Source organism: Streptomyces sp. 3214.6, from assembly GCF_900129855.1.
Taxonomy (GTDB): domain Bacteria; phylum Actinomycetota; class Actinomycetes; order Streptomycetales; family Streptomycetaceae; genus Streptomyces; species Streptomyces soliscabiei.
On record NZ_LT670819.1, the window covers coordinates 2,759,207 to 2,776,520 of the forward strand.

15 protein-coding genes are annotated in these 17,314 nt (G+C 73.0%); 3 read left to right on the forward strand and 12 right to left on the reverse strand.

The features are described from left to right. Positions 1 to 67: 67 nt before the first annotated feature. The 9 genes from B5557_RS12255 to rimP form a co-directional block, all read right to left on the reverse strand. Positions 68 to 1,012, reverse strand: coding sequence for a bifunctional riboflavin kinase/FAD synthetase (locus B5557_RS12255; RefSeq protein WP_079659154.1), 945 nt, complete (start codon positions 1,010 to 1,012; stop codon positions 68 to 70). Between the two features lie 198 nt (positions 1,013 to 1,210). Beyond that, a complete protein-coding gene (locus tag B5557_RS42795; protein ID WP_107472584.1) occupies positions 1,211 to 4,981 on the reverse strand; it encodes a trypsin-like peptidase domain-containing protein in 3,771 nt (1,256 codons plus the stop codon). 261 nt (positions 4,982 to 5,242) lie between these two features. Next, complete coding sequence (truB, locus tag B5557_RS12265; RefSeq protein ID WP_079659155.1) at positions 5,243 to 6,148, reverse strand: tRNA pseudouridine(55) synthase TruB; 906 nt, start codon at positions 6,146 to 6,148, stop codon at positions 5,243 to 5,245. Next, a complete protein-coding gene (gene rbfA / locus B5557_RS12270) occupies positions 6,148 to 6,597 on the reverse strand; it encodes a 30S ribosome-binding factor RbfA (RefSeq protein ID WP_079659156.1) in 450 nt (149 codons plus the stop codon). Before rbfA ends, truB begins: the two co-directional genes overlap by 1 nt. Before the next feature lie 44 nt (positions 6,598 to 6,641). Beyond that, positions 6,642 to 6,935, reverse strand: coding sequence for a DUF503 domain-containing protein (locus tag B5557_RS12275; protein ID WP_079659157.1), 294 nt, complete (start codon positions 6,933 to 6,935; stop codon positions 6,642 to 6,644). A 191-nt stretch (positions 6,936 to 7,126) separates the two neighbouring features. Next, positions 7,127 to 10,255 (reverse strand): translation initiation factor IF-2, encoded by a 3,129-nt coding sequence (gene infB, locus B5557_RS12280; protein ID WP_079659158.1) that lies wholly within the window; start codon positions 10,253 to 10,255, stop codon positions 7,127 to 7,129. A gap of 146 nt (positions 10,256 to 10,401) precedes the next feature. Further along, positions 10,402 to 10,698 (reverse strand): YlxR family protein, encoded by a 297-nt coding sequence (locus B5557_RS12285; RefSeq protein WP_079659159.1) that lies wholly within the window; start codon positions 10,696 to 10,698, stop codon positions 10,402 to 10,404. 101 nt (positions 10,699 to 10,799) lie between these two features. Beyond that, positions 10,800 to 11,798, reverse strand: coding sequence for a transcription termination factor NusA (gene nusA, locus B5557_RS12290; RefSeq protein WP_079659160.1), 999 nt, complete (start codon positions 11,796 to 11,798; stop codon positions 10,800 to 10,802). A gap of 2 nt (positions 11,799 to 11,800) precedes the next feature. Continuing rightward, positions 11,801 to 12,340, reverse strand: coding sequence for a ribosome maturation factor RimP (rimP, locus tag B5557_RS12295; RefSeq protein ID WP_079659161.1), 540 nt, complete (start codon positions 12,338 to 12,340; stop codon positions 11,801 to 11,803). Between the two features lie 227 nt (positions 12,341 to 12,567). Here rimP and B5557_RS12305 point away from each other — a divergent pair, with 227 nt between their 5' ends. Genes B5557_RS12305 through B5557_RS12315 form a run of 3 tightly spaced genes read left to right on the forward strand, consistent with a single transcriptional unit; the run spans position 12,568 to position 14,556 of the window. Beyond that, positions 12,568 to 13,137, forward strand: coding sequence for a hypothetical protein (locus B5557_RS12305; RefSeq protein ID WP_079664744.1), 570 nt, complete (start codon positions 12,568 to 12,570; stop codon positions 13,135 to 13,137). Continuing rightward, positions 13,134 to 13,631, forward strand: coding sequence for a ferritin-like domain-containing protein (locus B5557_RS12310; protein WP_079659162.1), 498 nt, complete (start codon positions 13,134 to 13,136; stop codon positions 13,629 to 13,631). Before B5557_RS12305 ends, B5557_RS12310 begins: the two co-directional genes overlap by 4 nt. A gap of 28 nt (positions 13,632 to 13,659) precedes the next feature. Next, positions 13,660 to 14,556, forward strand: a complete 897-nt coding sequence (locus B5557_RS12315) for an aminoglycoside phosphotransferase family protein (protein WP_079659163.1) — start codon at positions 13,660 to 13,662, stop codon at positions 14,554 to 14,556. 59 nt (positions 14,557 to 14,615) lie between these two features. On the opposite strand, the gene B5557_RS43660 is transcribed toward B5557_RS12315, so the two are convergent. From B5557_RS43660 to B5557_RS45920, 3 genes are all read right to left on the reverse strand, one after another. Further along, the gene (locus B5557_RS43660; RefSeq protein WP_159424372.1) at positions 14,616 to 14,876 is read right to left on the reverse strand and encodes a hypothetical protein; all 261 of its coding nucleotides are present in this window, start codon (positions 14,874 to 14,876) and stop codon (positions 14,616 to 14,618) included. A 124-nt stretch (positions 14,877 to 15,000) separates the two neighbouring features. Beyond that, the gene (locus B5557_RS12325) at positions 15,001 to 16,704 is read right to left on the reverse strand and encodes a proline--tRNA ligase (RefSeq protein ID WP_079659164.1); all 1,704 of its coding nucleotides are present in this window, start codon (positions 16,702 to 16,704) and stop codon (positions 15,001 to 15,003) included. Between the two features lie 73 nt (positions 16,705 to 16,777). Further along, complete coding sequence (locus B5557_RS45920; RefSeq protein ID WP_079659165.1) at positions 16,778 to 17,308, reverse strand: GNAT family N-acetyltransferase; 531 nt, start codon at positions 17,306 to 17,308, stop codon at positions 16,778 to 16,780. Positions 17,309 to 17,314: the final 6 nt, after the last annotated feature.

Genomic DNA, 17,314 nt, shown 5'->3' on the forward strand with positions numbered 1-17,314 from the left:
GAACCAGGCGTAAGAACGCCGAAGGGCGGCCGATGTCCTGGGACACCGGCCGCCCTTCGGTCGTTCGCTACTGCGCCGCCACCAGTTCCCGGCAGCGCTTCACATCCCGCGCCATCTGCTCCAGCAGCCCTTCCAGCGACTCGAACTTCGCCTGGCCGCGCACGAAGGCGAGGAAGTCGACGGCGACGTGCAGACCGTAGAGGTCGAGGCCGACGCGGTCGATGGCGTACGCCTCCACCGTGCGCTCGGTGCCGTCGAACTGCGGGTTCGTGCCGACGGAGATCGCGGCCGGCATCGCCTCGCCGTCGACATGCAGCCAGCCCGCGTAGACGCCGTCCGCCGGGATCGCGGTGTGCGGCAGCGTCTCGACATTGGCGGTCGGGAAGCCGAGTTCGCGTCCCCGCTGGGCCCCGCGCACCACGACCCCCTCCACCCGGTGCGGACGGCCGAGGATCTCCGCCGCGCCCTCGACGTCGCCCTCGGCGACCAGACGTCGCGTCAGCGTCGAGGAGAACGGCTGGCCGCCGCCCGCCTCGCCGCACAGCACCAGATCGACGACCTCGACCTCGAAGTCGTAGACCTTGCCCTGCTCGGCGAGGAACTCGACGTTGCCTGCCGCCTTGTGGCCGAAGCGGAAGTTGGGGCCCTCGACGACCGCCTTGGCGTGCAGCCGGTCGACCAGGACCTTGACCACGAAGTCCGCCGGGGACAGCTTCGAGAACTCCGTCGTGAAGGGGAGGATCAGCAGCGCGTCCACACCCAGCTCCGCCATCAGCTCGGCGCGGCGGTGGTGCGGAGCGAGCAGCGGCGGGTGGCTGCCGGGGCGGACGACCTCGCTGGGGTGCGGGTCGAAGGTGACGACGACCGAGGGAACGCCCAGTTCATGGGCGCGTTCCACGGCATGGCGGATGATCAGCTGGTGCCCGCGGTGGACCCCGTCGTAGGAACCGATGGTGACGACGCTGCGTCCCCAGTCCTCGGGGATGTCCTCCAAGCCACGCCAGCGCTGCACTGTGACCGCTCCTCGAACCCGTGTCCGTATCTAGCATTGCCTCTTACGCAGGTCTAAGGGTGCCATGCCGGGTGGCCCGTGCCCGCATCGGCATGGAGGCTGTGACCCGCCCCACGCGCGTCGGCCCATGCACGACGGCACACAGGGCATCACGCACGACCGCGCGCAGGGCGCCACGCAGAACCGCAGGCGCGTGTTTCAGGCGGGCACCCGCACCCCCGCCAGGTTCTCGATCATCCGGCGGGTGCTGGGGCCGACCACCGCGGCCCACTCCCCCGGCGCGTCGGTGAGCCAGTGCACCACCTGCGCGGCGAAGCCCGGCACGTGCCGTCCCAGGTCGACCAGAGCGCGGTCGAAGCAGGTCGCGCCGTCCGGGGTGCGGACGAGGAGGAGGCCGGTGCGGTGGACGAGGTCGCGCAGGTCCTCGCCGCTGCGCCCGGCGGCCCCGTGCAGCACGGCGTCCAGGACGGCGGGCGCGTGCTCGTGCGTGAGGAGACGCTCCAGGAGTTCGCGGCGGAGGGGACCGGAGTCCGAGGCGCCGGGCGCGGCCAGCACGCCGGCCAGCGCAGCCCGTACCTGCTCGGGACCGCTGTCCAGCAGGCCCGTGACCAGCGGGAGGAGGACGGCACGCGCGGCCGGGTCGTGGTCGAGCCGCCGGTCGACGTACGCGGCCACGTGCCCGGCGCTCTCCGGCCGCCGCTCCAGCACGTCCCGGACGAGGACGGCGACCCGGTGGGCCCGCTCGGGCGTGGTGACGTCGGCGAGCGCGGCCAGGGTGCTGCCCGCGTCCGCGGGGTCGGCGCCGCTCAGGCGGTTCCGGAAGGCGTCCAGGACCGGCTCGGGGTGGGTGCTCAGGGCGGCGAGCAGCGCGCCCGGCGGCAGCTGCGGATCGCCCGCCTCGAACCGCTCCAGTGCCTGCGGGAGGTGGGCGGACCGGGTCTCGGGATCCCGGACCAGGAGGGCGAGCGCGCCACCGTGCAGCGCGCGGTCGGCGGGGCGGGCCAGGAGGGCGAGGGCCGCGTAGCGCAGCAGCCGACGATCGGCGTCCGTCTTCGCGTGCGGGGCGGCGCGCAGTCCGTACGCCGCCGCCGCGACCCGGCGGGCCTGCCGCTCGTCGTGCGCCCACCGGTCGACGGCCCGGCACAGCGCGGACGGCTCGTCCTCGGCCAGCACGGCGAGCAGCTCGTCGGCGCGGTGGTGCGCGCAGTCGACGAGCACCTCCGTGAGGTCGTCCAGCGCCCGGCGCCGGTGGGTGTGCAGCAGCGCCTGCGCGGCCGTCGCCACGGTGGCGTGCGGGGTCGCGGGCAACGGCCGCTCGTCGTCGAACCAATGGGTGAGATACGGCTGGACGGCGGTGGGGTCGACGGCGAGGAGCCGGGCGACGACGTCGAGGTAGCGGGGCGCGTCCGCGTCGCGTGGGGCGCCGTCGGCGAGGACCAGACGGCGCAGCAGGTCGAGGCGCGCGTCGGGCGGCAGGGCGATCTCCGTCCAGAAGGAGGGACCGAAGTCCACGCCCCGGCCGCCCTCCGCCGCCCCGGCCCCCGCGCCGATCCGGTCCGCCAGGAGGCGCAGGACACCTGTGTACGGCGTCGCGTCGGGGACCTTGAGCAGGGTCTCGCAGAGCAGTCGGCCGGCCCACCACGAGTCCGGGTCGGCTTCCAGGGCGTGAACCAACTCCCCCAGTCGAGCGGCGAGTTGATGCGCACCCTGCTGGCGGGCGACGAGCAGCAGCGCCTGGACGACCGGGCCGATGCGGTGGTGCGGAACGGGCAGCGGGTGGCCGCCCTGCTCCGGGGCGCGGTGGTCGTGGACCAGGGCGCGCAGGGCCTCGTCCAGGTCGAGGTGGACGCCCTGGATCCAGTCGGCGAGTTCCTCGTGGGCGAAGCGGTAGCCGGTGCCCGCGGGCACGAGGAGGCCCTCGGCGAGGACGGCGGACGCCCAGCCGGTGACGCCGCCGAGGCGGGCGGGCGCGGGCCCCCAGGGGAACACCGCCTCGAACGACGCCCGGTCCAGCTCGCCCTGTCCCGGCCCGAGACTGCGCCGGGCGGCCTCGTGCACCTGACCGGCGACCTTCGCCGCGAGGCGTCGTACGGCCGTGCCGCGCAGCCCGTTCTCGGCGGCGAGGCGGACCGCGATGCGCAGACACATCAGGTCCAGGTGGGCGGCGAGGATGGCGTCCCGGTCGACGGGGCCGCCCTGATCCGGCGGCCCGGGGAGGGCGGCGCGGATCTCGGAGAGGAGGCGGAGGGTGAGGGGGTGCCGGGCGTCGGGAGCCGCGAGGACGGCCTCCGGCAGGCCGTAGCGGGCGCGGGCCTCGCGTGCCTCGTCGGGGGTGAGGTCGCCCAGGCGGACGCAGGGCGGGAGCGGGTCTCCGGCGGCCGCGACCCCGTACAGCATCCCCGGCGGGAACTCCGCGCCCGCCCGCTCCCAGTACTCCCCCCGGCACGCCACCACCAGCCGCGATCCCGTCTCCCGCAGCCAGTCCACGGTGCCCTCGGTCCACTCGGCGAGCCGGTGCGCGAGGACCGGGGGCATCTCCTCGGGACCGTCCAGGAGCAGGAGCAGGGGCCGCCCGACGGCCCGCGCGAGCCTGGCGATCCACTCGGGACTGACATCCCCGAGCCCCGAGGAACCGCAGGAGCCGGAAGGACCGCAGGAGCCGGAAGGACCGCAGGAGCCGGAAGGACCGCAGGAGCCGGAGGGACCGGAGCCGGCCGGTTCCGGCACCCACCGCCCGGACCCCGAAGCCGAAGCCGACGCCGACGCCGACGCCAAGTCCGAAGCCGTATCCGAGACCGCACCCACCCCCGCACCCACCCCCGCGCCCGCGACCGCACCCGGGGCCGTGTCCGCAGCCGCGACGATGCGGGCCGCCCGGATCAGGGTGCGGCGGGCCGCGTCGGCGAGTGAGTCGTCCTCGTCCCGCAGGTCGGCGCCGCGCAGCCACAGGGTGGGGGCCGGCTGTGCGCCCCGGTTGCGGCGGGCCGCGAGGGCCGCGAGCTCGGTGGTACGGCCGCTGCCCGGTGCGCCGACGAGGCCGAGGATGGCCGCCGGGCCCGTCGCGAACGCGGCGAACTCCCGTGCCGGGTGGGCGCGTTCGACCGGTTCCGATGCGGCGACGCGGGAGCCGGTCCCGGCGTGCCCCAGGGCGCCTGGCGGGCCGTCCGAGCCGACGGACGTGGCCGTCAGTTCCAGGATGCCCGCCAGGTTGAGGTCGGCCCCGTACGCGGGCACGGTCGCCGCGTTGCGGGCGAGCAACTCGGCGAGCGGACCGTCGGCCGGAGCCGGCACCGCCCACGGGGGCGGCTCCGACGCCGAGCCGTCGCCGTCCGGAATCCGGGTGCCCGGACGCAACGGCACCGCGAAGCCGACGTCGCGGTCCTCGGACCGCAGTGCGGTGCCGAGTACGGCGACGACCGCCCCGGTCCCGGCGTCGAGGACCGGGCCGCCGGCCGCGCCGCCGCCCAGCCGCAGCGCGTCCCGGCCCGCCGTGCCGATCGCCAGTTCCAGGGCCTCGTCCAGGACGTGCAGGCGGTCCATGGCGGTGTACGTCACCGGCGTCTCGGTCAGTACCCGCGCCTCGCGCCAGCAGCCGGCGGCCAGCCGGACGTACCGGCCGGGTTCCACTCCCTCTCGCACGGTCACCGGCAGCGGGTCCACGCCGAGTCCCTCAGTGCGGACGAGGGCCAGGTCGAGCTCCGGGAGGGGCGTCACCGCGTCGGCGGTCACCACGCAGCCGCGGTCGTCGGCGGCGTACAGGACGAGCCGGGGCAGACCGTCGACGGCCTCGTGGCTGGTGATCACCGTGCCGTGGTGGTCGGCGACGAAGCCGGTGCCGCGGGGGCGGCCGGCGAGGTCGCGGATGCGGACCAGGCCGGCGTCGGGAGAAGGAGCAGGGCCGGGAGCGACGCCCCTGGGTTCGGTGTGTGCGCGGTGGCCCTCGCCGGTCCGCGGGCCTCGTCCCGCCATCGTGATACCTCCCCGCCGTGCCCGCCTGCCCTCTGTTCGACGGTAGGGGCGGGATGATCAGCGGGACAGATCACGCAGCGAACGCGCCCCCCTGCACTCCCTCGGTTCACTCCGAGCGCCTGCCCGGACGGGTGACTGAACGGGGGACGTTGGATACACCCTAGGGGTGGGGGAACCGAGGGGGGACCGTGGAGCGGCGGCGCAGCACAACCCCGTGTTCGCCGCTCCACGGGCAACGACAGAAGGACTGTCCGGAGCCGGTCAGCCGAGCACGGCCAGGCTCTTCGCCTTCCCCTTCTGCTCCTCCACCAGGGCCAGGAAGCGGCCCTCGGGGTCGAAGACGGCCACGGCGCCCACGCACGCGTACTCGTCGGGCATCTCCAGGCGCACGCCGTTCAGGAGCAGCCGGGCCCGCTTGGCGTCCACGTTCCAGCGGGGGAACGCCGCGGCGGCCGCGTCGGCGATCGGCATCACGCTCAGCTCCTGCTGGAGCTGGTCGAGCGTCCTGGCCGCGTCCAGCTTGTAAGGGCCGACGCGGGTGCGGCGCAGGGCGGTGAGGTGGCCGCCGACGCCGAGGTCGGCGCCCAGGTCGCGGGCGAGGGCCCGGATGTAGGTGCCGGAGGAGCAGACGACGGACACGACCAGGTCCAGGACCGGGGTGCCGTCCTCGGCGACGGCGTCGCGGACGTCGTAGACCGAGAAGGAGGAGACGGTGACGGGGCGGGCCGGGATCTCGAAGTCCTCGCCGTCGCGGGCCCGCTTGTAGGAGCGGACGCCGTCGATCTTGATGGCGCTGACCTTGGACGGCACCTGCATGATGTCGCCGCTCAGCTTGGCGATGCCCGCGTCGATCGCGTCCCGGGTGACCTTCGAGGCGTCCGTGGACCCCGTGATCTCGCCCTCCGCGTCGTCCGTCAGCGTCGTCTGGCCGAGCCGGATCGTGCCCAGGTACTCCTTCTCGGTGAGCGCGAGGTGCCCCAGGAGCTTGGTCGCCTTCTCGATGCCGAGGACGAGGACGCCCGTCGCCATCGGGTCGAGCGTGCCGGCGTGGCCGACGCGGCGGGTCTTCGCGATCCCCCGCATCTTGGCCACGACGTCGTGCGAGGTGAAGCCCGACGGCTTGTCGACGATGACAAGGCCGTCGGGCGGGGTCGGCTTGCGGTTCATCAGGCGGAGTCGTCCGTCTCGTCCTCGTCACCGGGCTTCTTGTACGGGTCGGCCCCGCCCGCGTACCCGGCGCCCGCGGACGCCTCGCGGACCTTCTCGTCGGCGGCGCGCGCCTTGTCGAGGAGGTCGTCGATGGTGCGGGCGTTGTCCGGCAGGGCGTCGGCGACGAAGGCCAGCGTCGGCGTGAACTTCACGCCCGCCGCGCGGCCCACCTCGGAGCGCAGGATGCCCTTGGCGCTCTCCAGGCCGGCGGCCGCCGCCGCACGCTCCTCGTCGTCCCCGTACACGGTGTAGAAGACGGTCGCCTCCCTGAGGTCACCGGTGACCCGGGTGTCCGTGATGGTGACGTGGGAGCCGAGCCGCGGGTCCTTGATCCCGCGCTGCAGCTTCTGAGCCACCACCTGCTGGATGAGGTCCGCCAGCCTCTTGGCGCGCGCGTTGTCGGCCACTGGTCCGTCTCCCGTTCTTTCTTCTTCTTGCGTTTTTCGGTCGGTCAGTCGTCTTCGCCGTGGAAGCGGCGTCTGACCGAGAGCAGCTCCACCTCGGGGCGGCCGGCGACCAGCCGTTCACACCGGTCCAGCACATCGGTCAGGTGCTCCGCGTCACCGGAGACCACGGCGAGGCCGATCTTGGCCCGGCGATGGAGATCCTGGTTGTCCACCTCGGCCGCGCTCACCGCGTACTTGCGCTGGAGCTCGGCGACGATGGGACGGACGACGGAGCGCTTCTCCTTCAGCGAATGTACGTCGCCGAGGAGGAGGTCGAAGGACAGAGTCCCCACGTACATGTGTAACCGGTTCACCCGCCGGTACGGGATCGATGGCCCTGCCGTCCATGCGGCAGGGACATCGAGAACGGTACAACGATCCGTGCGACGGCTCGACGGGGTTTTACCCCCTGGGGCCGGGGGCCGCAGCCCCCGGGACGGCGCGCCGGCCGACGGGACCATGTCCCGCCGGCCGGCAGCGACCATCGGCCTTACACGCGGGGCTTCTCCCGCATCTCGTACGTCGCGATGACGTCGTCGATCTTGATGTCGTTGAAGTTGCCGAGGTTGATACCGCCCTCGAACCCTTCGCGGATCTCGGTGACGTCGTCCTTGAAGCGACGCAGGCCCTCGATGTTGAGGCTCTCTGCGATGACCTTGCCGTCGCGGATGAGTCGGGCCTTGGTGTTGCGCTTGACCTCGCCCGAGCGGATGAGGACACCGGCGATGTTGCCCAGCTTGGACGACTTGAAGATCTCGCGGATCTCCGCCGTGCCGAGCTCGACCTCCTCGTACTCCGGCTTCAGCATGCCCTTCAGGGCCGCCTCGATCTCCTCGATCGCCTGGTAGATGACCGAGTAGTACCGGACGTCCACACCCTCGCGTTCGGCCATCTGCGCGGCACGACCGGCCGCACGGACGTTGAAGCCGATCACGATGGCGTCCGAGCCCATCGCCAGGTCGATGTCGGACTCCGTGACCGCACCGACACCGCGGTGCAGGACGCGGATGTCGACCTCTTCGCCGACGTCCAGCTGGAGCAGGGAGGACTCGAGGGCCTCCACCGAACCGGAAGCGTCACCCTTGATGATCAGGTTCAGCTGCTGGACCTCGCCGGCCTTCAGGGCGGCGTCCAGGTTCTCCAGGGAGAACCTGCGCGTGCGCTTGGCGAAGGCGGCGTTGCGCTCGCGGGCCGCACGCTTCTCGGCGATCTGGCGGGCGGTGCGGTCCTCGTCGACGACGAGGAAGTTGTCGCCCGCACCCGGGACGTTGGTCAGGCCCAGGACCTGGACCGGCGTCGACGGGCCGGCCTCGGCGACGTTGTTGCCGTTGTCGTCGAGCATGGCGCGCACACGACCGTAGGCGTCGCCCACGACCATCGTGTCGCCGACCCGCAGCGTGCCTCGCTGGACGAGGACCGTCGCCACGGCGCCACGGCCGCGGTCGAGACGGGACTCGATCGAGATGCCCTGCGCGTCCTGGCTGGGGTTGGCCCGCAGGTCGAGCGAGGCGTCGGCCGTGAGGATCACGGCCTCCAGCAGCGAGTCGATGTTCAGACCCTGCTTGGCGGAGATGTCGACGAACATGGTGTCGCCGCCGTACTCCTCGGCCACCAGACCGAACTCGGTGAGCTGACCGCGCACCTTGGTCGGGTCGGCGCCCTCGACGTCGATCTTGTTGACCGCGACGACGATCGGGACGTCGGCCGCCTTGGCGTGGTTGAGCGCCTCGACCGTCTGCGGCATGACGCCGTCGTTGGCCGCGACGACCAGGATCGCGATGTCGGTCGACTTCGCACCACGGGCACGCATGGCGGTGAACGCCTCGTGACCCGGGGTGTCGATGAAGGTGATCTTGCGCTCTTCTTCGTTGACCTCGGTCGCGACCTGGTAGGCACCGATGTGCTGGGTGATGCCGCCGGCCTCGCCCGCGATGACGTTCGTCTTGCGGATGGCGTCGAGCAGTCGGGTCTTGCCGTGGTCGACGTGACCCATGACGGTGACGACCGGCGGACGGACCACCAGGTCCTCGTCGTCGCCCTCGTCCTCGCCGAACTCGATGTCGAAGGACTCGAGCAGCTCGCGGTCCTCCTCCTCGGGGCTGACGATCTGAACCTCGTAGTTCATCTCGCCCGCGAGGAGCTGCAGCGTCTCGTCGGAGACGGACTGCGTGGCCGTGACCATCTCGCCGAGGTTCATCATGACCGCGACGAGCGACGCCGGGTTGGCGTTGATCTTCTCGGCGAAGTCGGTGAGGGACGCACCGCGCGACAGGCGAATGGTCTCGCCGTTGCCGCGAGGCAGCATCACGCCGCCGACCGACGGGGCCTGCATGGCCTCGTACTCCTGGCGCCTCTGCCGCTTCGACTTGCGACCGCGACGCGCGGGACCGCCGGGACGACCGAAGGCGCCCTGCGTGCCACCACGGCCACCCGGACCGCCGGGACGACCGCCGAAGCCGGGACGGCCACCGCCGCCGCCGAAGCCGCCGCCACCGCCGCCGGGGCCACCGCCACCGGGACGACCGGCGAAGCCGCCGCCGCCACCGGGACGGGCGCCGCCGCCGGGACCGGCCGGACGACCGGCGAAGCCGCCGCCGCCACCGGGACGACCGCCGCCGGGACGACCGGCACCGCCGCCGCCCGGACCGCGGCCGCCGGGGCCGCCGCCGGGACGCGGGCCGGCAGCGGGACGCTGCGGCATCATGCCGGGGTTGGGACGCGGGCCGCCCGGACGCGGACCGCCGGGGCCCGCACCCTGCGGGCGAGGCATGCCGCCCGGGCTCGGACGGGCGCCGCCCGGAGCCTGCGGACGAGGACCGCCGCCCTGGCCACCGGGGCCCTGCGGACGGGGACCGGCGCCGGGAGCGCCACCGGGGCCGCCGGGACGCGGTGCGCCCTGCGGACGGGGCGCCTGCGGGCGCGCCATACCGGCGTTGCCGCCGGAGGTGAAGGGGTTGTTGCCCGGACGCGGACCCGAGGGACGGGCACCGCCCGGACGCGGGGCGCCGGCGCCACCGGGGCGCGGACCCTGCGCTGCGGCCGGACGCTGACCACGGTCACCGCGGTCGCCGCGGTCACCACGGTCCTGCTGACCGGGCGCGGGACGGCCACCGGGACGGGGCGCGCCGGGGCGCGGTCCCTGGGAGGCCGGGCGCGGACCGGACTGCGCCGGACCGGACTGCGCGGGAGCGGCCGGGGCGGCCGGCGGAGCGGTGAACTCCGGGGCGGCCGGGGCCGGACGCGGCGCGGGCTTGGGACCCGGCACCGGACGCGGGCCGGGAGCAGCCGGCGCGGGGGCCGACGAGGCGGCCGGAGCCGCCGGGGCAGCCGGAGCCGCGGGCGTCTGGGCCGCGGGAGGCTTGGGGGCGGCCGGCCGCGGAGCGGCCGGACCCGGACGGGCCGCCTGCGCCGGGGAAGGCGCCGCGGGCCTGGGGGCCGCCTTGCGCGGGGCGGGCTTGCCGCCGCCCTGGAAGGCGTCTGTCAGCTTGCGTACAACGGGCGCTTCGATGGTCGAAGACGCCGAACGGACGAATTCACCGAGTTCCTGGAGCTTGGCCATGACGACCTTGCTCTCCACCCCGAACTCCTTGGCGAGTTCGTATACCCGGACCTTAGCCACTTCGCTCCTTTTAGGTCCGGGTGTGTCCGGACCGTCGCTACTTCATGGGCGTACTCATCGCGTGCTCATCGAGTGCTCATCGCAATCTCGACCTACTTCCAACTCGCGGGGTACCAGAGCCGCACGGGGGTTCCGCGCGACGCTTCTTACGGTGTTGCCTGCTCGGCAACGGTCGTCTGCTCGACGTACTGGCGCAACACCTTTGTGTCGAGCGCTCCCGGGGCTCGCAACGCCCTCGTGAACGCCCTGCGGCGTACCGCCTGGTCGAGACAGACCGGGGCAGGGTGCAGATACGCACCCCGGCCGGGCAGCGTACCGCGAGGATCGGGGACGCATGCGTCCTTGATCGCCACGATGCGCAGCAGCTCCGTCTTGGCCGCTCGCTTCCGGCACCCCACACAGGTGCGTTCAGGGCATGCTCCGGCGTGCGTCCGGCCAGACACTGTTAAGTCTACCTCCCCGCGGCGACCTCACCCCTTTGGGCCAGGATTCGAACAGTTGCCGCGTTACATCTGTCGTGATCTGAGCCTCCACAGGCCGAGATCTATTCCCCGGGCTGCTCGGCGGGCTGTTCGGTGTCCGGACGGATGTCGATCCGCCAGCCGGTCAGCCGGGCGGCGAGCCGGGCGTTCTGCCCTTCCTTGCCGATCGCAAGCGACAGCTGGTAGTCCGGCACCGTCACGCGCGCGGAACGGGCCGCGAGGTCGACGACCTCGACCTTGGAGACCCGGGCCGGGGACAGCGCGTTCGCCACCATCTCGGCCGGATCGTCCGACCAGTCGACGATGTCGATCTTCTCGCCGTTCAGCTCGCCCATGACGTTGCGCACCCGGCCGCCCATGGGGCCGATGCAGGCGCCCTTGGCGTTCAGACCCGAACGGGTGGACCTGACGGCGATCTTCGTACGGTGACCGGCCTCGCGTGCGATCGCGGCGATCTCGACGGAACCGTCGGCGATCTCCGGCACCTCCAGCGCGAAGAGCTTCTTCACCAGATTGGGGTGCGTCCGCGAGAGCGTCACGGACGGGCCGCGCACGCCCTTCGCCACCCGGACGACGTACGACCGCAGGCGCAGGCCGTGCGCGTACGTCTCGCCGGGGACCTGTTCCTGCACCGGCAGGATGGCCTCCAGCTTGCCGATGTCCACCAGGACGTTCTTCGGGTCGCGGCCCTGCTGGACCACGCCCGTGACGATGTCGCCCTCACGGCCGGCGTACTCGCCGAGCGTCGCGTCGTCCTCGGCGTCGCGCAGGCGCTGCAGGATCACCTGCTTGGCCGTGGTGGCGGCGATACGGCCGAAGTCGGACGGAGTGTCGTCGAACGTGCGGGGCTCCTGCCCCTCCTCGAGGTCCTCGGGGTCCTCTTTCGCCCACACGGTCACATGCCCGGTCTCCCGGTTGAGCTCCACGCGCGCGTGACGGCGGCTTCCCTCGGTGCGGTGGTAGGCGATGAGGAGGGCCGACTCGATCGCCTCGACCAGCAGGTCGAAGGAGATCTCCTTCTCCCGAACCAAGCCCCGCAGGGCACTCATGTCGATGTCCACGGCTACGCCTCCTCTTCCTTCTCGTTCTCGTCGTTGTCGTCGTTGTCGTCGTGCTCGTCGTGCTTGTCCTTGCGGTTGAACTCGACCTGCACGCGCGCCTTGTCGATGTCACCGAAGGCGAGTCTGCGGGCGGTGGCCTTGCGGCCCTTCACGCCCAGCACCTCGACGTCGAGCCCCTCGTCGTCGACCTTCAGGATCCGGGCGACCAGCTCGCCGCCCTCGGTCAGCTGGAACCGCACCAGCCGGTCCGTGGCGCGCACATAGTGCCGGTGCTCGGTGAGGGCGCGTTCCGCGCCCGGGGTGCCGACCTCGAGGGTGTACTCGCCCTCGCCCATCGCGTCCGTCTCGTCGAGCTTCGCCGAGAGCGCGCGGCTCACATCGGCGATTCTGTCCAGGTCCGCTCCGGTGTCGGAGTCGACGACGACGCTCAGCACCCGCTTGCGTCCGACGGAGTCCACGGTGATCTCTTCGAGATCCAGTCCCTGGGAGGCGACGAGCGGTTCCAGGAGCTCTCGCAGCCTCTCGCTCTGGGTGGTGCTCATCCGGGTGACTCCTCGGCCGCGTGTGCTGTTGTGGGATGGGGCGCGTGTCTGGTCAAAGGGTATCCGGTCGCAGGGTGTGTTGCCGTCCACCCGTGCACGGAGGGTGGCCGGACATGCGGCGAAACGGTGCCGCTGAGTGATGGCGGACGGGTGCGCGGGTACGGTGATCACGGGCCTGCCGCCCTTCTTGGTGTTTCTTTCGTACGAGTTCCCCGAGGACGTCTGCCGTGCCGTTCCCCCCTCCCTCGCGCGCCCTGTCGGGGCCGCGCAGAAGATCCCTGCTCGCGTCGGCCGCGGGGGCCGCGCTGCTCGTGGGCTGCTCGTCCGGCGCCGGGGAGAGCGAGGGGGGCGAGGGGAGCGCGAGCGGCGGCCCGTCGGTCACCGAGCGGGCACGCGCGCGTGCGGCCCAGCAGAGCAACGGGCTGGTGGCGCGCTACGACGCCGTCCTCGCCGTCCATCCGACGCTGGCGGCACGGCTGGCGCCGCTACGGGCGGAGGTCGTACGGCATGTGGAGGCCTTCGGGGGCGCGCGGAAGGCGCCCGCGTCCCCCTCGCCCTCGTCGACCCCCTCGCCCTCCTCCCCCGTCTCCTCGGCTCCGGCGGCCTCGGCGGTGCCGTCCGCCGCGCCGGTGACCGAGCAGGACGCCCTCGCCGGGCTGGCCGCCGCCGAGCGGGCACTCGCCGACCGCCGGGCCACTGAACTGCTGGACGTCCCCGGCGAATTGGCCCGGCTGCTGGCCTCGGTGGCGGCGGCCGGCGCGGCGCACGCCTATCTGTTGACGGAGGGGGCCCGATGAGCGAGGAGACGAGCGCGGAGCTGACGGCGCTCCAGGCGGCGCTGGCCGCCGAACACGCCGCGGTGTACGGGTACGGCGTCGTCGGCGGGCGCATCGGAGCGGAGCGGCGCACGGAAGCGCGGGCGGCGTACGACGCGCACCGGGCGCGTCGGGACGCGCTGGTGCGCGTCGTGCGCGGCGTGGGCGCCGAGCCGGTCGCCGCGAGCGCCGGGTACGCGCTGCCGTTCGCGGTCGCGGACGCCGTCGCGGCGGTCCGGCTCGCCGCCGAGCTGGAGGACCGCGTGGCCGGGGTGTACTCCGACCTGGTGCGCGCGGCCACCGGGGCGCGGCGCCGGGACGCGGCGGCGGCGCTGCGGGAGGCGGCGGTCCGCGCCGTGCGCTGGCGCGGTGGGAGCGTAGCCTTCCCTGGTCTCGCGGAACGGTCCGGTACGACCGGTACGAATCCGGCCGCGGCAGGAGCCGGGGCAGGGGCTTCGGGGACACCGACCGCTTGACCGGGAGACGGAAGGGAACGACTCGCGCATGGCTTTCGAACCGCCGCAGCGTCTGGTGAGGGCGCTCGGTGAGACGGCACCGGACGGTGACGACTGGTTGGAGAAGCTGCCGGAGGCGGCCCGACAGGCCGTGGATCTACGCGAGTTGACCGTGGACCGGGTGCAGGTGCCGGGCGGCCGGAGCAGCCTGGTCGTGCTCGTGCGGCGTGCGGACGGGACCCCGGCCGTGCTGAAGCTGGCCCCGCCCCGGTTCCGGCCCGAGGCCGAGCGGGCCGCGCTGGCGCACTGGGACGGCCTGGGCGCCGTCCAGTTGCTGGAGGGCCCGGAGACGGCTGGGGTGCTGCTGCTCGAACGGCTGCATCCCGATGTGTCGGTGCGCTCGCTCGCGGAGGCGAAGGCGCTGCTGGAGGCGGCGGGGACGCTGCGGCGGCTGTGGGTGGAGCCGCCGGCCGGGCAGGTCTTCGAGACCGTGGCCGAGCGGACCGGCCGGCAGGCCGAGGCGATGCGGGGGACCGCCGTCGGCTCCGACGTGGGTGTGCTGGTGGACGCGGCGCTCTCCGCCCGTGAGGAGCTGGTGGGGACGGCGCCCGAGGTGCGGTTGCTGCACGGGACGTTTCGGCAGAGCAAGGTGCTGGCGGGCGAGCGGACGCCGTGGCTGGCGGTGGGGCCGGATCCGGTGGTCGGTGAGTGCGCGTTCGATCTGGCGCGGCTGGTGCGGGACCGGGTGGAGGATCTGATCGCCTCGCCGTCGGGGGCGTCGATCACGCGACGGCGGGTGCGGAAGCTGGCGGAGTCGTTGGAGCTGGATCCTGAGCGGGTGCGGGGGTGGACGCTTTTCCGGGCGGTGGAGTCGGGGGTTCGTGCCCTTCGGGTGGGCCGGGCTCGGGATGCCGAACTGCTGCTGGAGTTCGCCGGGTGGCTTTAGCGGTCGCGGTTCGGGGCCGGGTGCGTGGTGGCGAGCAGGGGGCATGACAGGAGCGCTCATTACGACGCTCCCGAGGTGGAGCCGCCGGAGGCGGCGGTGAGACCGCTGCCGGAGCTGCTGGACTTGGTGGAGCCGGTGGAGCTGCCCGAGGAGGACAGGGTGTTGCTCGCCGTTGTGCTCGCGTCCGCCTGCATCGTGCCGACCAGGGCGAACACCCCGGCTGCCGCGGCCGGCGTGACGGCCGCCGCGAGGGCCGCCGTCCGCCGTGCCCCTCTGCGGACGGCCGACGCGGCCCTCCGTTCCGCTTCCCTTGTCGCCATGGCCGTTCCCCTCCGTAGTGACGCTCTGTCACGCCCTACGGTCGGGGAACGGCCTGAGAGAAGTCTGTGAGGCGGCCGTACGCCGCCCCAGAACTCTCTGAAACGTACCTTTAGTTCACGTACTTCACGCGGTCAGACGGGCGATTGCCTCGTCCACCGTGAGCTCCTCGCGCTCGCCGGTCCTGCGGTCCTTCAGCTCCAGGACGCCCTCGGCGGAACGGCGGCCCGCCACCAGGATCTTCGGCACGCCCATCAGCTCGGAGTCGGTGAACTTCACGCCCGGGGAGACGCCGGCCCGGTCGTCGACCAGGACGCGCAGACCGGCCGCGTGCAGCTTCTCGGAGACGTCCAGCGCCAGCTCCGTCTGCAGGGCCTTGCCCGCGGCGACGACGTGGACGTCGGCCGGGGCGACCTCGGCGGGCCAGACCAGACCCTTGTCGTCGGCGGTCTGCTCGGCGAGGGCGGCGACCGCGCGGGTGACGCCGATGCCGTAGGAGCCCATGGTCACGCGGACCGGCTTGCCGTTCTGGCCGAGGACGTCGAGCTTGAGGGCGTCGGCGTACTTGCGGCCCAGCTGGAAGATGTGGCCGATCTCGATGGCGCGGTCCAGCTTCAGGCCGGTGCCGCAGTTCGGGCAGGGGTCGCCCTCCTGGACGACGACGACGTCGACGTACTCGGCGGCCTCGAAGTCACGGCCCGCGACGACGTTCTTCGCGTGCAGGCCCTCGTTGTTGGCGCCGGTGATCCAGGCCGTGCCGGGGGCCACACGCGGGTCCGCGATGTAGGTGACCTTCTCGCCCAGGCCCTGCGGGCCGACGTAGCCGCGGACCAGGTCCGGGCGGCCCACGAAGTCCTCGGCGGTGACCAGTTCGACGGTGGCCGGGGCGAAGTGCGCCTCGACCTTGCCCATGTCGACCTCACGGTCGCCGGGGACGCCCACGGCCACGATCTCGCCGTCCACCTTCACCAGAAGGTTCTTGAGCGTGGCCGAGGCGGGTACACCGAGGTGGGCGGCGAGGGTCTCGATGGTGGGGGTGTCGGGGGTCGGGATCTCCTCGAGCGCGGCGACGCCCTCGGCGTCCACCGGCTTCAACCCGTAGGTGATCGCCTCGGTGTTCGCCGCGAAGTCGCAGTTCGGGCAGTCCGCGAAGGTGTCCTCGCCCGCGCCGGCCGGGGCCAGGAACTCCTCCGACTTGGAGCCGCCCATCGCGCCCGCGGTCGCGGCGCAGATGCGGTAGTCGAGGCCGAGGCGCTCGAAGATCCGCTGGTAGGCCTGGCGGTGCAGGGCGTAGGAGTGGGCGAGGCCCTCGTCCTCGGTGTCGAAGGAGTAGGAGTCCTTCATCAGGAACTCGCGGCCGCGCAGGATGCCGGCCCGCGGGCGGGCCTCGTCACGGTACTTGTTCTGGATCTGGTAGAGGATGACCGGCAGGTCCTTGTAGGAGGACGCCTGGTCCTTCACGAGCAGCGTGAAGATCTCCTCGTGGGTGGGGCCGAGGAGGTAGTCGCCGCCCTTGCGGTCCTGGAGGCGGAACAGCTCCGGGCCGTACTCGTCCCAGCGGCCGGTGGCCTCGTAGGGCTCGCGCGGCAGCAGGGCGGGGAGCAGCACCTCCTGCGCGCCGATCGCGTCCATCTCCTCACGGACGATCCGCTCCACGTTGCGCAGGACCTTCATGCCGAGCGGCAGCCAGCTCCAGATGCCCGCCGCGGTACGGCGGACGTAGCCGGCGCGGACGAGGAGCTTGTGGCTCAGGACCTCGGCGTCGGCCGGGTCGTCGCGCAGCGTCTTCGCCATCAACTGGGACATGCGCTGGACCGGTGCGTTCGCCATGGTTCTCGTACTCCTGCCGGGTAAGGGTGATGGCTAGGAGGTTAGCCGGGAGCGTGGCGGGGCCGGAAATCCGTTACCGGCGCAGGAGGGGGAGCGGGGCGCCCATCACCGCGTACGGGCGGGGGGCGCTGGGGAAGAGGACGCTGCGGGCCAGGTCCCGGTAGCCCAGCGAGCGGTAGAGGGCGCGGGCGGGGCTCTCGGTGTCGATGGCGGAGAGGATCGAGCGGGGTTCGGCCGCGGTGTCGGTGATCGTGGTGATCAGGGCTCGGCCCGCGCCGCGGTTCTGGTGGGCGGGGTGGACATGGAGCTCCGTGATCACGAAGGAGTCGTCCAGCCAGTGCTCGTTGCCCTGGGCGCGGAGGTAGGGCTGGACGACCGTGGACCACCAGTGCGTACGGTCGTTGGGCATGCCGTAGACGAAGCCGACGAGTCTGTCCCCGACGGTCGCGCCGAAGGCTCTCGCGCCGGGGTTCGTCATGTGGCGCAGGACGATCTGACGGCGGACGGCGACCTCGTCCGGGCCCAGTCCGAAGGCGACCGCTTGGACGGCCAGTGCCTCGTCCACATGGGCGGGAAGGTCCAAGGGGCCGATGACGAGGTCCATGGCGGG